A 16,431-nucleotide genomic window follows, 5' to 3' on the forward strand; every position below is an offset into this window, starting at 1 on the left:
AATTGTAAGAAAAGAGTGCGAAAAAAGAATCAACGTTAAGGTTCTCCTCTTGTTCTACAATCACCTGATCAAACCAATCCTATTTCATTTAGATCCGGAATCTGCACACCACTTGGCTGCCACATTCCTTTCGCTTTCACAAAAAATCCCTTTTTTCCATAAGACTCTTTCTTCAATCTTTGAATACAAATCGAAACGATTGGAACAAACCATTCAGGGAATCCATTTCCCCAATCCATTAGGACTTGCCGCAGGATTTGACAAAACAGCAGAACTCTTTCCTACAATGATTCATATGGGATTTGGGTACATTGAAGTAGGTACCATCACTGCCAATGGACAACCAGGCAATGAAAAACCAAGACTCTTCCGTTATCCCAAACACAAAGCCCTCATCAACCGAATGGGGTTTAATAACCCAGGGGCCGATATTGCCGAATCTAATATAAAGAACCAACAAAAGTTGGGTGTACGTGGAATCAATGCGGGAAAATCAAAAGTCACTGAATTAGAGAATGCTGTGGGTGATTATGTTTATACACTAAAGAAGTTGGTTCCTTATGGAGATTATGCTGTGATCAATATCAGCTCACCGAACACTCCAGGCTTACGAACACTCCAAACAAAAAAAACTCTTATCGATCTTATCGAAGGAATCTTATCTGCTTTTGAACACAAGTTTCCGATTCCCTTGTATTTAAAATTTGCTCCTGATCTCTCAGAAGAAGAGTTAGTCGAAAATTTAAACGTATGTTTGGATTATAAAATTAGTGGTGTCATCCTGACTAACACCACACTTAACAAAGAAGTACTCGGGGAAAAAAATCCAGAGGAAGGCGGGCTCTCTGGTGGCCCACTTTTCGAAAGGTCACTTCATTTTGTTTCCCTTGCTTACAAAACTTTAAAGGGAAAAATCCCTATCATTGGTGTGGGAGGGATCGACTCAGGGGAAAAAGCAAAACGGATGATGGAAGCCGGTGCCAACCTAATCCAAATTTACACTGGTTATATTTATGAAGGACCATTTCTTCCTTACCAAATTTGTTCTTATCTCGACAAAGTGATCAAAGAAAAAAAACTAAATAATATCTCTGAACTTGTGGGATCAGGAAACTAATTATGACAACAAGTCCTGGAACAAAAATCTGCACTCATTTCGGAACCTGTGGTGGTTGTAATTATCTAGACATTGATTACACCAAAGAACTTCGAAAAAAAGAACAAACCATCAAAGAACTTTTTAAAACCTATCGCCATTTAGAATTTCGTACGATTGTTCCCAGTCCCTCACCAGAATACTACCGTCACAAAATCCAACTTCCTTTCGGACGTAGAAACATAGCCAACAAAACCTTACTCACATTAGGTTTATTTAATAAAGAATCTACTTTTGTTCTCGACCAAACCGAGTGCCAAATCCAAGATCCTGGTCTAACCGAAATTGCCCTGGCCGTCAAACAATGGGCTAGGCGAGAAGGACTCCTTCCTTATAACGAAAAATCCAGACGTGGGATGATGAAATACCTTGTGGCAAGAAAATCTTTTTCTACAGGAGAAATCATTCTGGGGATTGTCACTGCCAAAGAAGATCTACCACACGCCAAAGATGCATCTAAAAGACTCCATACTGCCATCCAAAACCGAATTGGGAAAACAGGAAAGTTTGGAAAAATTGTTGGAATCATCCAAAACATCAATACCAAACACACCACAATGGCACTTGGTCGCGAAGAACATCTGTTATGGGGTAGACCTTACATCCACGAACATTTTGGAAAACATAAATTCCGTGTGGGCCTTTCTACTTTTTTACAAGTAAACCCCATCCAAACACCGAGTTTGTACAATTTAGTTCTGGATGAAATCGAACCAGAATCCCGAGTGATCGATGCTTATTCAGGAATTGGAACCATTTCGTTTTGGATTTCAGGAAACTGTAAGGAAGTGATGGGGATTGAAGAAAATCCCAATTCTCATAAAACTGCCTTGGAATCGGTAAAGTATAATAAAGTACATAATGTACGATTTCGCAAAGGAAGGGTGGCCGAAGTGTTACCAACTCTTTTTGGAAAAAACTATGATACCTTAGTTCTTGATCCGCCACGGACAGGACTCGGAGTTGAAGTGGCAGAAACCATTTTAGGAATGGGATTTAAAAAAATAGTTTATGTGTCTTGTGATCCAATGAGTCTCAGGGAAGACACAAATCTTCTGGCAAGGCAATACTTCTTAAATTCCGTGCAACCTGTAGACATGTTTCCAAGAACCGACCACGTTGAAACCGTAGCCGTTTTCAGAAACAAAAATCTCACATAACATCCATTACAAATCCAGAGGCTTTTTTACTAAAAGCCATAATGGTAAAACTTGGATCCACACTCACCCCAGTAGGAAAAACAGAAGAATCTGCCACAAACAGGTTCTCAAATCCATGAACTTGGTGGCGAGAATTCACAACGGAATTTTCGCTCGATTTTCCCATTCGGCATCCACCGGCAGGGTGAGGAGCGGCCATTGGAAATTCCGCAGGTCTCCATGCCAGAGCATCAATTTCTTCTTTTTTAGGAAGTTTGGAATATTTACGTAGTTTCATACCTGCAAGGAAAACTTCTTTGGCACCCGCTTCAAAATTTAACTTCATTTGTTTGTATGTCAGATCACTAAAGATTTGTTTGGTGACCTTTCCAAAAGGGTAGTTGATTTTTCTTTTCCCAAACAGGTCTACTTCGATAGAACCAAGTTCCCCATCCACATCATCAATCCAACCAATGGTTCCACCCAAATGTTCCATTTGTTTCATATAAGAATAATGGTCTTTTCCAAAACTAGGAATAAGAGCTGCAAGAGTGGCGGGTTGCAATTGGTTTGGCATGAGCATATACCCACCTTCTTTGTACTTTCCATTTTGGTATCTTGCTAATCGGAAATCCTCAACACCATAAGCTGCAGGAATATTTCTCCATTGTACGATGGGTTCTTCATATAACGCATGTACCATGGGAGAAGGATTGATCGCCAAAAACTCACCAAGTGCCGGTAATCTTTTTTTGAGTCCATTGCGAAGTAAAAAAGTAGAACTACCAAATCCACCTGCCGAAACGCAAACAGCTTTGGATTGAAAAATTACCTTTGTCGCCGTTGGCCGAAGGGTTCTTCTGTCTATCACCACAGCTTCGAGGCCTGAGACTTTTCTACCTTTGAAAATTAATTTTTCTGCCCGAAGGTCTGTATACACATCAGTTCCGAGTTGCACGGCTCTTGGAATATGTGTCACAAGTTGTGACTGTTTGGCTCCAAACATACAACCTTGCATACAATGTCCAGATTTCTGACAGTTTTTCCGAGCTTGTGGGACGGCATGTCCTTCCCAACCTAATCGTTGTGAAGCGCTCCGAAATAGTCGATTCATCGGATTAAAAGATTCTTCACCCGCAGGAGTCACATGAAGGTCCGTTTCCAATTCCTGCCAATAAGAATGTAGGTCTTCGGGAAGGTGGTCTTCGATTCCGTATTTACGATTCCATAATAATAACCTGTCATCTGGGGTGCGATAACTGTCGGCCCAGTAGTGCACTGAGGCCCCACCCAAATTGTTTCCATAAACAAGGTTGATCCCACCATCTGCCGTTGTATGAAAATTTCTCTCTGCAGAAACTTTGCCACCCATATTGAGTTCATTGTTATCAAAGGTTCCTGTGTGATAATTTCCACCCTGTTCGATTAGAGCGACTTTGATCCCTTTTTTGGAAAGTTCATAGGCCATTGTCGACCCACCACAACCAGAACCAATCACCACTACATCAACAACGATGGTTTCCTTCTTCGCATAACTTTTGTAATCGCGATATATTCCTGGTTTCATTTTAAACTTCCTTCCCATTCACTAAATTTTGGTAGTGGATTCTTGATTCGCTCCATTTCTCAGGAGGATTGCCAAAAGGACCTGGATAAGATATTTGACCCCAAGTGGATTTGTGGCCATAGTAAACCAAACAAACTAAAAGTTTTAGATTCCCAACCACGGCACGGACGATATCCGAATCTGTCTCTGCCAAAAGAGATAAAAGTGCTTCTCGTTTTTCTCGAGAGAGATTTGAGAAAAATCGAAAATATCCATAAAAGAAGGGAAGGTATTCCAATACCATGACGGCAGAATGAAAGTCTTCCTGGATCTCTTCGGAAACAAAATACAATTCTTCATCCAATCTTCGCATCACGTTTGCTTCTTCTAAATTTGGCATACCCGGCTCAGTAATGGGAAGGACTACCTCCGAAAAGGCAGTGACAGTTTTTGTTTCCGAATCACTAAAATAAAAATAACGAATTTTGGATTTAATGCCCGCACAAAAGACTAAGAGAGCTAAAAAGGATTTTCTAGAGATAGAGTACATAGATTCTTCCTTGGTTTTTATCTTCTTTCACAACATTGATTACAGGTTTTCCCCCGAGATTTAAAAAAGCGTCCCCACTTGCTGTTAAATCCCAAATTTCACCTCTAAAAAATACATTGATTCCTGCTTTTACCTTTGGATCTTTGAGGCGACCATTCATTGCATATTTTTTCCAAGCGGCTCGTTCCGAAATGGTTCCGATGTCTTTGGAATCCACATCTTTTGGATTCGCATAACCGTTGTAACCCTGCCATTTAGTGGTCCAGGCGTCTGCTGGTGATACAAAAGAGGGAACTGCAAGTAACTCCGCTTCTGATTTTTTAAATTCCATATATACTTCCGGAAACCAAGAATCGGCGCAGACCATCGTGTATAGTTTCCCAAGCGAGGTTTGGTAACTTGGATTTTCCTCTATCTTACCTTCTTTTAGGAATTCTTTTTCGTCGGTAATGGGAAATAGTTTTCTTACAATTTGGTCATCCACTCTTCCATCGGGGTGAAAATAAAAACTTACATTTTCTAAAGGCCCATCGGTCGGAGTGATTTTTCCTTCAATAACTTTTGGGTGAGGCAAAACAATCGAACCGGCAACAATGGAGACTCGATACTCACGTGCGAGTTTTGCAAAAACAGATTGGTATCTGTCAGACATTTGCCAAGCCTTCATCCGAAAGAGTGTTTCTTTTAATGTATCAGAAGAATAAGAACTGCTAAAGAGATAATGCCAAAGAAAGGAACCTAAGTTATGTTTTACCAATACTTCCATTGCTTCTTGGATTGTATTGGTTGTGAAAATAGATCTGTCCTCGGCAGTCACAACAAGCCAGGTTCCAATGTATTCCGGTAGAACAACGATGCTACGATCTACAAAAAGAAGTTCATTTTCCTTTGCCGTTCGAAAGTATTCGTTCAAAGCCAGATAAAAACTATCTTCTGTTGCGTAACTATACTTGTTGAGATAGGGTTCCATCCCCAAAAAACTTCCCCGTTTTCCTTTTCCCTCTTTTTGGATGTATACCTTTGGGTTAGGTAGGTATTGGGAGATTTCCTCTTGCGGAACAATTTGTTTTTGGCAGTGGATCGTAAAAATGAAAATGCTTACGAAAACAGAAAAAGAAACGGGAAAACGCATCCACCAAATCTACTACACAATTTCGTTTCAGACAATATTTAATTGTGTTCTTGGTTTTTTCTTTTATTTTGACCTTATTCTATGAAAGAGAAACCTGCTCCCAAAAAAATCGTTCTCGCTTACTCCGGAGGACTCGATACGTCCGTCATCCTGGCTTGGTTGAAAGATACCTATGGTTGTGAAGTCATTGCTTTTTGTGCCGATGTTGGTCAAAAAGAAGAACTTACCGGTCTGGAAGAAAAAGGAAAAAATACCGGAGCTTCCAAAGTGTACATCCAAGACCTACGTTTGGAATTTGCACGAGACTTTATTTTCCCTGCAATTCGCGGGAATGCTATTTATGAAATGCGTTATTTACTCGGGACCTCTCTGGCACGTCCTCTCATTGCCAAAGCAATGGCAGAAGTTGCGACCAAAGAAGGAGCCGATGCTTTTTCACATGGAGCCACAGGAAAAGGAAACGACCAAGTTCGTTTTGAACTCACCTTTAAAGCACTTTCGCCTAACTTACAAATCATCGCTCCTTGGAGGACTTGGAATTTTGGTGGCCGTGCGGACCTGATTGAATACGCAAAGAAAAAAGGAATTCCAGTTCCTGTAACAGCCGCTAAACCGTATAGCATGGATAGAAACTTGATGCACCTTTCTTTTGAAGGTGGAATTTTGGAAGATCCATTCAACGAACCGAAGGAAGATATGTTTATCTTAACCGTATCTCCCGAAAAAGCACCAGACAAACCAACTTATTTAGAATTGGATTTTGAAAACGGAGACTGCGTTGCCATCGACGGAAAAAAATTAAATCCACTCGAAGTAATGGAAACCTTAAACGATGTAGGTGGAAAAAACGGAGTGGGTCGAGTTGATATCGTAGAGAACCGACTTGTAGGAATCAAATCTCGCGGAGTGTATGAAACTCCTGGTGGAACCATCCTTCATATCGCACACCGCGATTTAGAATCCATCACACTGGATCGTGATACCCAACACAAAAAAGATGAACTCTCTCAAGAGTTTGCTCGTTATATTTACAATGGCCAATGGTATTCCAACCAAATGAATGCTTTACGTGCTTATATGGATTACACACAAAAGTATGTCAATGGAACTGTCCGAATCAAATTGTACAAAGGAAGTTGCACCGTTGTAGGACGTAAATCCAACAAATCTCTTTACAATGCAGGTCTTTCTACCTTTGAAAAAGAAGAATTGTACAACCAATATGATGCCGAAGGTTTTATCAACTTATACGGACTACCTATGAAAGAATGGGCAAGGGTAAACAAATAAGATGAAAAATATCGCCGTATATCCAGGTTCTTTTGATCCGTTCACAAACGGTCATCTCGACATCATACGGCGAGCTCATCCGTTATTCGAAGAGATCATTATTGCAGTGGCAATCAATTCCAAAAAAACTTCCCTATTTTCCCCTGAAGAACGAGTGGAGATGATTGGGAAAGTTTTTAAAGGTTGGGACAAAATCAAAATTGATAGTTTCGAAGGCCTTACCGTCGATTATTGCAAAGAAAAAAATTCCCGTGTGATTTTACGCGGGCTTCGTGCCGTCACAGATTTTGACTACGAATATGCGATTTCGCTGATGAATAAAAAATTAGCACCAGAAATCGAAACTTATTTTTTGATGGCGGACAATGAATATTCTTTTGTGTCTTCGACAATCGTCAAAGAAGTAGCAAGACATGGAAGAGCTGTATCCAACCAAGTTCCAGACATTGTGGGCGAAGCTCTTACTAAAAAATTTTCCGTCTAAGGTAAAATGAGGATTCTATGAAAACGCGTTCTTCCCTTTTTTATGGATTCACCATTCTCTTATTCGGTTCACTAGGTTACTTTCTTTTACAAGCAGGTTCCCTTCTTGAAGTCACAAAAAATATTGTGACAATCACCAATGAACATCTAGACACTGAAAATTTTTTCAACCGTTTCCACCATCCATTGGCACTCCTTTTTCTCCAAATTATCGTTGTTTGTGGGTCAGCGAGATTTGTTGGTTATGTATTCTCAAGGAAACTCAAACAACCATCCGTAATGGGAGAGATTGTTGCTGGGATTTTACTCGGACCATCGTTACTTGGTTACTACTTTCCAGAAACGATGGGATTTTTGTTTCCACCGGCAAGTCTTCCGACTCTTGGAACCCTAAGCCAAATTGGTTTGGTTCTTTTTATGTTCATTATAGGAATGGAACTTGATATCTCCGTTCTTAAAAACAAAGCACATTCAGCCATTATCATTAGCCACGCCAGTATCATTTTCCCTTTCTTTTTAGGGATGATTTTAGCTTATTTTTTTTATACAGACTATGCACCTGAGAATGTAGGATTTTTATCCTTTTCACTTTTTATGGGAATTGCAATGAGTATCACTGCCTTTCCAGTACTCGCACGGATCCTACAAGAAAGAAATCTCACAAGAACTCCGCTTGGTGCCATGGTCCTCACTTGCGCTGCTGCAGATGATATGACCGCTTGGATCTTACTTGCGATCATTGTCACTATCTCTAAAGCAGGAAATCTCAATACGGCACTTTTCACCATAGGACTATCTTTTGCATACATCCTAACAATGATATATTTAGTGGCTCCCTTTCTCAAACGATTAGGATCCATTTATATCTCCAGGGAAAACTTAACAAGAACTGCTGTTGCTCTTATCTTAATGATATTATTCCTATCCTCACTCACAACAGAGGTTATCGGAATCCATGCTCTGTTCGGAGCCTTTCTTGCAGGCGTCATTATGCCAACGGAGGGAAACCTCAAAAAACTCGTAGCGGAAAAGATAGAAGACATAGCTGTTATTTTGTTTCTCCCCATTTTCTTTGTGATTACAGGACTTAGAACAGAGATTGGGCTACTCAATGGTTCTCATCTTTGGTTGGTGTTTGGTCTAGTCATCCTTGTAGCTGTTGTGGGAAAATTTATAGGAAGTGCTTTTGCAGCAAAAGTTTCTGGTTCCAATTGGGAAGATGCTCTTTCCATAGGTGCTCTTATGAACACTCGTGGCCTCATGGAACTTGTGGTTCTTAATATTGGATACGATTTAGGAATTTTAAGTCCTGAGATCTTTGCTGTGTTTGTTTTAATGGCACTTGTCACCACTCTTTCTACAGGACCACTTCTCGATGGAATCCAAAAGTTTTTCTCTAATTCTGAAAAACGTATCCCCACAGAAAAACCAGTAGACCACAAATTACGAGTGTTAGTTGCTTTTGCCCAAGAGAAAATGGGGAAAAGTTTGGTTCGATTTGCTTATTCTCTTTCTGGAAACCAAAAGAAAAATTTGGAAATTACAGCCCTTCATATTTCACCAAACGACTCACTCTCCAATGAAGAAATTCGTCGTTACCGGGATGCCAGTTTTGAATCCATTCGCCAAACAGGCTCTAGTATGGGAATTCAAGTGCAAACAGAATACCGGATCACAGACAATGTAACTTATGAAATTGTTAATTTTGCCAAAATCAAACACACAGATATTTTACTAATCGGTGCTGCCAAACCCCTATTTTCTCGTAGTTATACGGGAGGAAAAATTAAGGGCATTCTCAACTATTGTCCTGCCACTGTGGGTGTCCTCATCGACAATGGTTTAGAATCCATAGAAAAAGTGGCCATCCTTTACAAAGGGGAAAAAGATCCCATCCTGGGTTTTGCCCAGAAACTAACATCCCTCAAAGGGATGAAGTCGAACAAAATCAAGGTGGAAGACCTAGTACAACCCGAAACAGATCTAAATCCCTATCCAATCGCCTTAAATAAAATCACAGGGTATTCATTGATTCTCATCGATCTAAATGTTTGGGAAGAAATGGGATTTGAGAAAATGGATCTTCTTCCCACTTCATTTCTTTTGGTTCGTTTTTTAAGCACCTAAAGATTCGATTGCTTTTTTCGGTTTCTCCATGCTTTTGGAGATATGGAAAGAACTTTTATCATGCTTAAACCCGATGCTGTGAAAAACAAACACATCGGTGACATCCTTCAAAGAATCGAAAAAGAAGGATTTAAAATCCTAGGAATGAAATTCCTAAAACTCAGCCTCGAAGACGCAAAACAATTTTACGCAGTTCACGCAGCTCGTCCTTTTTACAATGACCTTTGCACTTACATGGCTTCTGGCCCAATCGTTGCTTGTGCTCTTGAAAGAGACAACGCTGTAGCACATTGGAGAGATGTGATCGGTGCCACTGATCCAAAAGAAGCAAAAGCAGGGACCATTCGGGCACTTTTTGCAGAAAGCAAAGAAGCAAATGCGGTTCACGGTTCTGACTCTGTAGCAAACGCACTTCAAGAAATTGCGTTTTTCTTCAAAGGGTATGAACTTAACTAAGTTCGAACCAAACAAACAACCGGTTCTTTAGGGAGCCGGTGCTTTTTCCCGTGCCCACTCAGTTTTCTAATATCTTAACAAATTCCAAACAACTCTTTGATTCTTTTTCTGAGTCCTATACAAAAGAATTGTTTCAACCTCGCACTCGCATAACAGATGCTTGCCTATATAGTTTGCAGGCCGGTGGAAAACGAATTCGACCAATCTTTGTTCTAAATTCCTTTTTTCATCCAGACCAACTACCTAAAAAACTAAATACCAATAATCATCTTTCTGTTTATCTAGCGGCTTTTGCCGTTGAATGCATTCATACCTATTCCCTCATCCATGATGATCTCCCAGCAATGGACAATGATGACACCCGTCGTGGGATGCCTACCTGCCACATTCAGTTTGATGAGGCCACTGCCATCCTAGCTGGTGACACACTGAACTCTTTGAGTTTCTATTTGTTATCTTTATTTGAAAACACAGACTCCACAACGATCCGAGACTCCATCCAAATCCTCCATAATGGGGCAGGAATGAAGGGAATGATCCTTGGGCAAATGGAAGATATTGAAGAAGAAAAAAATCCAAGCCCTATAGATAAAGAATCCAAACTCGCCTCCATCCATGAAAAAAAGACTGGTGCCCTGATTGAAGCCTCCTTCCTTTTAGGAAACAGATTACGACCAGATTGGTTAGAAAGAGAATCGGTAATTTCAAGTTATGCGAAGGAAATCGGGTTATTATTTCAAATCACCGATGATATTTTAGATGTAGAAGGGAACCTTGCCGATCTTGGAAAAACGCCAGGAAAGGATGCCAAAGCTGGAAAATTAACTTACCCTAGTCTTTATGGAATGGACACTGCTAAAAAATTAAGAGATGAATCCGTATCCAAGGCGATTTCCCTTGTGGCAAACGTATCGTCCCTAAATAATGAATTCTTTTTAGGATTACCGAAATACATTGCCGAAAGAAAAAATTAGACTGGATGAATACCTCGTTCGCGAAGGTTATGCGATCGATCAAAAACGAGCACAATCGTTAATCCTTTCTGGATCTGTCCTAATCAATGATGTTGTCATTTCCAAAGTAGGAACCCTAATTACCTCCAAAGATATCGTAAGAACCAAAGAAAAAATAAAAACCTATGTTTCTCGCGGGGCATACAAACTGCTGGGAGCCTTTGATTCTTTTCCCTCTGCCAATGTCCAAAACAAAACCTGTATCGACCTGGGTTCTTCTACAGGCGGTTTTTGCCAGGTGCTTTTGGAAAAAGGTGCTTCCCGGGTGATTGCCGTGGATGTAGGTTACGGCCAATTAGCACAAAAAATTGCCAATGATCCCAAGGTCACCGTTTTCGATCGCACTCATCTAAAAGACTTAACTATTTCTCAAATAGGACCTTTAACAGAAGAAACTTGGGTCACCATGGATTTAAGTTTTATTTCTCTTGTTCCTGTATTTGGATCCTTAATTTCCCTTTTTCAATCGAGTTCCCATATTGATTGGCAAGGTATTTCTTTATTCAAACCTCAGTTTGAAGTTCATCCTTCCAAATTGGAAAAAGGAGTATTGAAAGATTCGCATCATATTTGTTATACGATACGTTCGGTTTGGCACAAGGTGAAAAATTTAGATTCCAGACTCAAATTTTTAGGTCTCGCAGAATCCCCAATCCAGGGAGCCGATGGCAATCGGGAATTTTTGATTCGCTGGGAATGGAAAAAATAGGTTTTTAAAATTAAGAAGTAAAACCGGAGACCGCTTCTTTTAATTGGTCCGTAGTGAAAGGTTTCATCAAATAGGCGTAAGACGGATTCTGATTGATTCTGTGTTTTGCCGTATCATCTAAAAATCCCGTCAAAAACAACACTGGCACTGAAAATTGTTCCCTTAAAGATTCGGCCGTATCAATCCCATCCAATGACCCTTCCAAATTAATATCCATTAGGATCAGATCTGGAACCTTTTCCGAAACGATTTGGAAAGCCTCATCCCCGGAAGGAACCACTGCAATCACATGAAAACCGAAAGATTCGATTTTCTGTTTGATATTAAGTCCGAGGAAAGGTTCATCCTCTACGATGAGGATGTTCTTTTTTGTCATATATGCTTTATTTTATAAGGGGGGGTCTGTTAAAAAGTAAAAATACTCTATGGCAGATAAAAGTATCAAACAACCCGAGAATGTACCAGGAAAATACTATGTCGACCAAACCTGTGTTCCCTGTAACGACTGCATAAAAGAAGCCCCTGACCTTTTACAATACAGTGCAGACGAAAGTCACATTTTTGTAAAAAAACAACCATCAACGCCAAATGAAGAAAAACAGGCAAAAGCAGCAATGGCAATGTGCCCAGTAGACGCCATTGGCGATGACGGTGAATAGTTAAGTATTATAGAATATCCTAATATTGCTTGCAACCACATCGGGTTTTTCTAGGTGAATCGCATGTCTTACTTTTGGAATCCAAACCAATTTACTTTTTTTGATATAAGAATTAATTTTTTTCATCATAAATGGTGGTGTAATTTCATCTTCAGCGCCAGCTAAAATCATAGTTGGAATTTTGATTCCCTTCATTTTAGAATCAAAAAAAATCTCTTCTTCCCGACGTAAGGTGTTCTCTTGTAAATATTCGTTTGGTTTCTCATTCCAATTAGTAACAAGAGTGTGGCGAAACAAAAACCCAGGTTCAGGAAATTCTTCTCCGTAAAGATATCGAAGTAGTAATACCACCTGTTTTTCAGTTTTAGGAAAAAGCACCTTACGCATTTTCTCACGTTCTGGATGAGGAATACCACCAGGTGCCAAAAGAATTAGTTTCTGCACTCTGTTATGAGTATCTTGTAAAACTAAATGTTGGGATGTAAGACCTCCCATAGAATGACCAACTAAACAAATATCTTTTAATTCTAATTTCTCAAAACACTCAAGAAGTAGGTCTGCCCAAACATCGATTTGGTAAAGATACTTCACTAATGGTAATTTACTTTTTCCGTAACCAGGCAAATCAAAAACATAAAGTGGGTATCCGTCATTTAACAGTTCTTTTACGACACGCCGAAATCCAAAACTTTCGTCGAGTAAACCATGCAAAAAAACTATTGGTTTTTGATTGCCATTTCCAAATTTCCAATAAAAAATTCGGTGTCCACCCATTGGAACAAAACAGGGTGTCCCACCCATATTTTTCATTGATTTACGTCTCTGGGACTGATAGTTTCGAAAAAGGCTTCGGTAAAAGTATTTAATCATAATGTTGGATTCAAAAATTGAAAGACTATCGCAGCTACTCTCCCATTCCCAAAAAGGATTGGTTTTCGTCGATCTTAAATCAAAACAAATTCTTTACATCAATCCCATTACAGTAGAACATCTGGAATTAAAAAATCCAAAATCCTTGGATGCAGAAAACATATTCTTTGATTTTAATCTCCTAGTTTCAGAAATTCATACACATCCACAATCCAAAAGTGATTATAAGTGGTTTCTAAAAAAACAAAATGCAGAGAAAGTTCCCGTTTCTATTAACTATTCTTCCTTAACTGAATTCTTTGATTTAAATACCGAAATTTATGCAATTACTATCATCTGGAATCAATTGCAAACTGATGATTATCCTTCAATCGCTGATCATTTAGAAATTCCGTTCTTTCAAACTGATTTAGCTGGTAATCTAAAATATGCAAACAATCGATTGATTGAATTATTTAGATTATCACCAGACAAAATTAACACATATTCAATATCGGATGTTCTCATTTTACCTGAAAACCTAAAGAATGAAATTTTGCAGGGAAATACGAAACTTCTCTTTGAAGTTGATCACCCTACTGAAAATTCGACCACCTTTCAAATTCAAAGTTTTATCACAACGGAAGATGGAAACCAAAATGGAATTACGATTCTTTTACTTGACCTTTCTGAATTACAAAATGCAGAAAGAATCATAAAATACGGTGAAGATAAATTAAGAACATTTTTTGCTACTATGAATAATGGTTTTGTGATCATAAACAAAGACGCAAAAATTTTAGAAATTGCTCCTATTTTTAAGTTTTTACTTTTTCAAGTCTTTGCCTTTGAAGTCGGTGAAGATATTTTCCATTTTTTTGATGAAAAAATGAAATCAAAACTAATGGAAGTTCTAAACTCTGTTATTGAAAATCAAAACTCACAAACTACGGAATTTGATTATACTCTACTTGGTGAAGAAAAAACTTTTGAAATTCGCTTTATACCCGTTAGACGATATGATCCAAACGACAAAAAAATTTTGTTAGTTTTTTCAGATATCACAGAAGCAAAACGAAAGGATCGACAACTTATAGAATCGATGAAATTTGCCAGTATTGGTGAAATTGCAGCCGGTCTTGCACACGAAATTAATAATCCACTACAAAGTGCACTTTTGTACTTGGACGACTTAATTACTGTCGACGAAGCAGATCAAAATGAACGTAGGAATATTTTAAAAAAAATTGAATCGGCCAATTTACGAATTCGTGATTTAGTTAAGGCATTACTTGATTTAGGAAGGATGGAAAGTCCCAATCGTGATATCGTTTCTCCATATTATATTTTAGTTCGAACAAGCGAACTAGTCGAAGTTAGTTGCCGGAAAAAAAATATAAGTTTTACAAGGCACGCGGGACCAAATTTACCAGGAATCTTTGTGCGCTGGCAAGAAATAGAACAAGTTTTAATCAATTGTGTGGTAAATTCAATCAATGCTCTTTCAGAAATGGAAACAGCGAGACAATTTCCGAAAATCGAATTAGGTATTGATTTAGTCAAAACTCAAAAAAAAGAGTGGGTTGTTTTTTCAGTCGAAGATAATGGCCCCGGAATTGATGATGATACTTTAGAGAAGGTTTTTTTGCCCTTATTCACTACGAGACGAAATAAACAAGGAACTGGTTTAGGTCTTTCTATATCAAAAAAAATCATCGCGGAACATGGTGGGGAAATCTATATTAAAACTAAAGAAGGAACAGGAACCAAGGTAGAAATTTACCTCCCTGCTCACACGGACGAAAATGGATAAGATTTTAATTGTAGATGACGAAGAAGATATCAGAATCGCACTAAAACGGGTTTTATCTCGCGAAGGATATCAAATTGAACTGGCAGAATCTGCTTCTGAAGCTATTCATAGAATTTCGTCAGGAGAAACATTTTCAGTTGCCATATCAGATATTTTAATGTCAGGAATGTCTGGGATTGATTTTACAAAATATATTGCTGAAAAACAAATTAACTTACCCGTTATCCTTATAACAGGAAATCCTAATCTTTCTTCCGCAGAATCAGCCATTCGTTATCATGCATTCGAGTACATATCGAAACCTGTTGACAGAACACAAATTTTATCTGTTGTTAAACGAGCATTAGAACTTAAAAATCAAAAAGATTCCGATTTAGAAAAATTGATGTTATCGGAAAAGCTAGAAAAAGCACTTCGCACTCAAAACTTAGATTTAAACAGACAGAATGCGGCGATATTAAATGCAACCTCCGATGCTGTGATTACTATTGATTCTAAACTAACGGTTGTTTCTGCAAACAAAGCAAGTTTCGAAATGTTTAGATTTAAAACACCCTTAGATTTAATTGGTCAATCTGTTAAAATTTTATTCACTGAAAATAAAATGCAGAAATACATGAGCCAAGTTTCCAAAGTATTGAGTGAAGAAGAAAATAAATCTACTCTTCAACTATCAGATGTAACATTATTACGTTCAGATACCTCTACTTTTTTGGCCGATATTGCTATTTGTTCCTATAGTTTGGATGGTGATACTTATTATACCGGTGTCATCAGAGATGTTACTCAGAAAAAAGCAATGGTAGAACAGCTCATTCAATCTGAACGAAGGGCATTTTTATCAGTAGTCGCTGCAAGTATAGGGCACGAAATTAATAACTCCCTCACTGCAATCCAAGGTTTTGTAGAAATGGCTTCTCGAGAAAACGCAGATACAATGTTAAAGGACCGTGCTCTAAAGGTTACATTGAATCAAACTGAAAAATTACGAGCCTTAACTTCGAATCTTTTACAACTTGGCAAATCATTAAAATCAAACGATGAACAATCTAAAGTTTTAAATTTGAACAAAGAAATTTCATCGGTTCTTCAAGTATTTAAAGAAACGGCAAAACTTAAATACTGCCATATCAAATGGGAAGAGTCTGTTGAAAAAATTCCCATACAAATGAATTCGGATCAATTTGCCTTATTACTTTCAAATATACTTCTCAATGCTGCTGATGCTACAAACAATATCGGTACTATAGAAATCATATCTTACCAAGATGAAAAAAATTCACATTTGATTGTTACAGATGATGGTGAAGGTATGTCACAAGAGACATTGAATAAAATTTATGAGCCTTATTTCACAACGAAAGAACTTGGAAAAGGAACGGGCCTGGGAATGTTTGTAGTCAAACAAATTGTGGATAATTTCGATATTCGGTTAGAAATTGATTCAGCTCCAGGAAACGGATCTAAATTTCATTTTATTTTTCCTAAGGTATCTGAATCATAGTTGCT

16 protein-coding genes are annotated in these 16,431 nt (G+C 38.5%); 11 read left to right on the forward strand and 5 right to left on the reverse strand.

Going from position 1 to position 16,431, the window contains the following annotated elements; translation table 11 throughout:
• Window positions 1–49 precede the first annotated feature (49 nt).
• Window positions 50–1,117 carry a quinone-dependent dihydroorotate dehydrogenase gene (locus EHR07_RS10980; RefSeq protein WP_135745122.1) on the forward strand — a complete coding sequence of 356 codons (1,068 nt, stop codon included), beginning with the start codon at window positions 50–52 and terminating at the stop codon, window positions 1,115–1,117.
• A gap of 2 nt (window positions 1,118–1,119) precedes the next feature.
• On the forward strand, window positions 1,120–2,316 hold the full coding sequence (gene rlmD / locus EHR07_RS10985; protein WP_135745123.1) for a 23S rRNA (uracil(1939)-C(5))-methyltransferase RlmD: 1,197 nt from the start codon (window positions 1,120–1,122) through the stop codon (window positions 2,314–2,316).
• Here rlmD and EHR07_RS10990 read toward each other — a convergent pair.
• The 3 genes from EHR07_RS10990 to EHR07_RS11000 are packed head-to-tail and all read right to left on the reverse strand — an operon-like array spanning window position 2,309 to window position 5,523.
• Window positions 2,309–3,862, reverse strand: coding sequence for an FAD-dependent oxidoreductase (locus EHR07_RS10990; protein ID WP_135745124.1), 1,554 nt, complete (start codon window positions 3,860–3,862; stop codon window positions 2,309–2,311). The genes rlmD and EHR07_RS10990 overlap by 8 nt on opposite strands.
• 1 nt (window position 3,863) lies before the next feature.
• The gene (locus EHR07_RS10995; RefSeq protein WP_135745125.1) at window positions 3,864–4,391 is read right to left on the reverse strand and encodes a hypothetical protein; all 528 of its coding nucleotides are present in this window, start codon (window positions 4,389–4,391) and stop codon (window positions 3,864–3,866) included.
• Window positions 4,375–5,523 (reverse strand): carbon-nitrogen hydrolase family protein, encoded by a 1,149-nt coding sequence (locus EHR07_RS11000; protein WP_135745126.1) that lies wholly within the window; start codon window positions 5,521–5,523, stop codon window positions 4,375–4,377. The genes EHR07_RS10995 and EHR07_RS11000 overlap by 17 nt, the downstream gene beginning before the upstream one ends.
• 81 nt (window positions 5,524–5,604) lie before the next feature.
• Between EHR07_RS11000 and EHR07_RS11005 the strand changes: the two genes are divergently transcribed.
• From EHR07_RS11005 to EHR07_RS11030, 6 genes are read left to right on the forward strand one after another with little or no spacing between them, the layout of a single operon-like run.
• Window positions 5,605–6,813, forward strand: a complete 1,209-nt coding sequence (locus EHR07_RS11005; protein ID WP_135745127.1) for an argininosuccinate synthase — start codon at window positions 5,605–5,607, stop codon at window positions 6,811–6,813.
• A 1-nt stretch (window position 6,814) separates the two neighbouring features.
• A complete protein-coding gene (coaD, locus tag EHR07_RS11010) occupies window positions 6,815–7,297 on the forward strand; it encodes a pantetheine-phosphate adenylyltransferase (RefSeq protein WP_135745128.1) in 483 nt (160 codons plus the stop codon).
• 17 nt (window positions 7,298–7,314) lie between these two features.
• Window positions 7,315–9,423 carry a cation:proton antiporter domain-containing protein gene (locus EHR07_RS11015; protein ID WP_135745129.1) on the forward strand — a complete coding sequence of 703 codons (2,109 nt, stop codon included), beginning with the start codon at window positions 7,315–7,317 and terminating at the stop codon, window positions 9,421–9,423.
• Window positions 9,424–9,465: 42 nt separating this feature from the next.
• A complete protein-coding gene (locus EHR07_RS11020) occupies window positions 9,466–9,879 on the forward strand; it encodes a nucleoside-diphosphate kinase (RefSeq protein ID WP_012387121.1) in 414 nt (137 codons plus the stop codon).
• 50 nt (window positions 9,880–9,929) lie between these two features.
• Entirely contained in the window at window positions 9,930–10,853 is a 924-nt protein-coding gene (locus tag EHR07_RS11025; RefSeq protein ID WP_135745130.1) for a polyprenyl synthetase family protein, read from the forward strand.
• Window positions 10,834–11,601, forward strand: coding sequence for a TlyA family RNA methyltransferase (locus tag EHR07_RS11030; RefSeq protein ID WP_135745131.1), 768 nt, complete (start codon window positions 10,834–10,836; stop codon window positions 11,599–11,601). Before EHR07_RS11025 ends, EHR07_RS11030 begins: the two co-directional genes overlap by 20 nt.
• Before the next feature lie 10 nt (window positions 11,602–11,611).
• Here the strand turns inward: EHR07_RS11030 and EHR07_RS11035 are convergent, their stop codons facing one another.
• Window positions 11,612–11,977: a response regulator gene (locus EHR07_RS11035; protein WP_135745132.1), complete on the reverse strand. Its 366-nt coding sequence runs from the start codon at window positions 11,975–11,977 to the stop codon at window positions 11,612–11,614.
• Window positions 11,978–12,026: 49 nt separating this feature from the next.
• Here EHR07_RS11035 and EHR07_RS11040 point away from each other — a divergent pair, with 49 nt between their 5' ends.
• Window positions 12,027–12,260, forward strand: a complete 234-nt coding sequence (locus tag EHR07_RS11040) for a ferredoxin (protein WP_135745133.1) — start codon at window positions 12,027–12,029, stop codon at window positions 12,258–12,260.
• Here the strand turns inward: EHR07_RS11040 and EHR07_RS11045 are convergent, their stop codons facing one another.
• Window positions 12,261–13,130 (reverse strand): alpha/beta fold hydrolase, encoded by an 870-nt coding sequence (locus tag EHR07_RS11045; protein WP_238734927.1) that lies wholly within the window; start codon window positions 13,128–13,130, stop codon window positions 12,261–12,263. It abuts the gene before it with no gap.
• Window position 13,131: 1 nt separating this feature from the next.
• Here EHR07_RS11045 and EHR07_RS11050 point away from each other — a divergent pair, with 1 nt between their 5' ends.
• Together EHR07_RS11050 and EHR07_RS11055 are read left to right on the forward strand one after the other, a co-directional pair.
• The gene (locus EHR07_RS11050) at window positions 13,132–14,922 is read left to right on the forward strand and encodes an ATP-binding protein (protein WP_135745134.1); all 1,791 of its coding nucleotides are present in this window, start codon (window positions 13,132–13,134) and stop codon (window positions 14,920–14,922) included.
• Window positions 14,915–16,426: a hybrid sensor histidine kinase/response regulator gene (locus tag EHR07_RS11055; RefSeq protein WP_135745135.1), complete on the forward strand. Its 1,512-nt coding sequence runs from the start codon at window positions 14,915–14,917 to the stop codon at window positions 16,424–16,426. The genes EHR07_RS11050 and EHR07_RS11055 overlap by 8 nt, the downstream gene beginning before the upstream one ends.
• The last annotated feature ends 5 nt before the right edge of the window (window positions 16,427–16,431 follow it).

The organism is Leptospira bandrabouensis, assembly GCF_004770905.1.
In the GTDB taxonomy this organism is placed as follows: Bacteria; Spirochaetota; Leptospiria; order Leptospirales; family Leptospiraceae; genus Leptospira_A; species Leptospira_A bandrabouensis.

Bases quoted from the DNA above. Each gene is read 5' to 3' on its own strand.
- rlmD (WP_135745123.1), top strand. From the start codon at position 1,120: ATGACAACAAGTCCTGGAACAAAAATCTGCACTCATTTCGGAACCTGT.
- EHR07_RS10990 (WP_135745124.1), bottom strand. From the start codon at position 3,862: ATGAAACCAGGAATATATCGCGATTACAAAAGTTATGCGAAGAAGGAA.
- EHR07_RS10995 (WP_135745125.1), bottom strand. From the start codon at position 4,391: ATGTACTCTATCTCTAGAAAATCCTTTTTAGCTCTCTTAGTCTTTTGT.
- EHR07_RS11000 (WP_135745126.1), bottom strand. From the start codon at position 5,523: ATGCGTTTTCCCGTTTCTTTTTCTGTTTTCGTAAGCATTTTCATTTTT.
- EHR07_RS11005 (WP_135745127.1), top strand. From the start codon at position 5,605: ATGAAAGAGAAACCTGCTCCCAAAAAAATCGTTCTCGCTTACTCCGGA.
- coaD (WP_135745128.1), top strand. From the start codon at position 6,815: ATGAAAAATATCGCCGTATATCCAGGTTCTTTTGATCCGTTCACAAAC.
- EHR07_RS11015 (WP_135745129.1), top strand. From the start codon at position 7,315: ATGAAAACGCGTTCTTCCCTTTTTTATGGATTCACCATTCTCTTATTC.
- EHR07_RS11020 (WP_012387121.1), top strand. From the start codon at position 9,466: ATGGAAAGAACTTTTATCATGCTTAAACCCGATGCTGTGAAAAACAAA.
- EHR07_RS11035 (WP_135745132.1), bottom strand. From the start codon at position 11,977: ATGACAAAAAAGAACATCCTCATCGTAGAGGATGAACCTTTCCTCGGA.
- EHR07_RS11040 (WP_135745133.1), top strand. From the start codon at position 12,027: ATGGCAGATAAAAGTATCAAACAACCCGAGAATGTACCAGGAAAATAC.
- EHR07_RS11045 (WP_238734927.1), bottom strand. From the start codon at position 13,130: ATGATTAAATACTTTTACCGAAGCCTTTTTCGAAACTATCAGTCCCAG.
- EHR07_RS11050 (WP_135745134.1), top strand. From the start codon at position 13,132: ATGTTGGATTCAAAAATTGAAAGACTATCGCAGCTACTCTCCCATTCC.
- EHR07_RS11055 (WP_135745135.1), top strand. From the start codon at position 14,915: ATGGATAAGATTTTAATTGTAGATGACGAAGAAGATATCAGAATCGCA.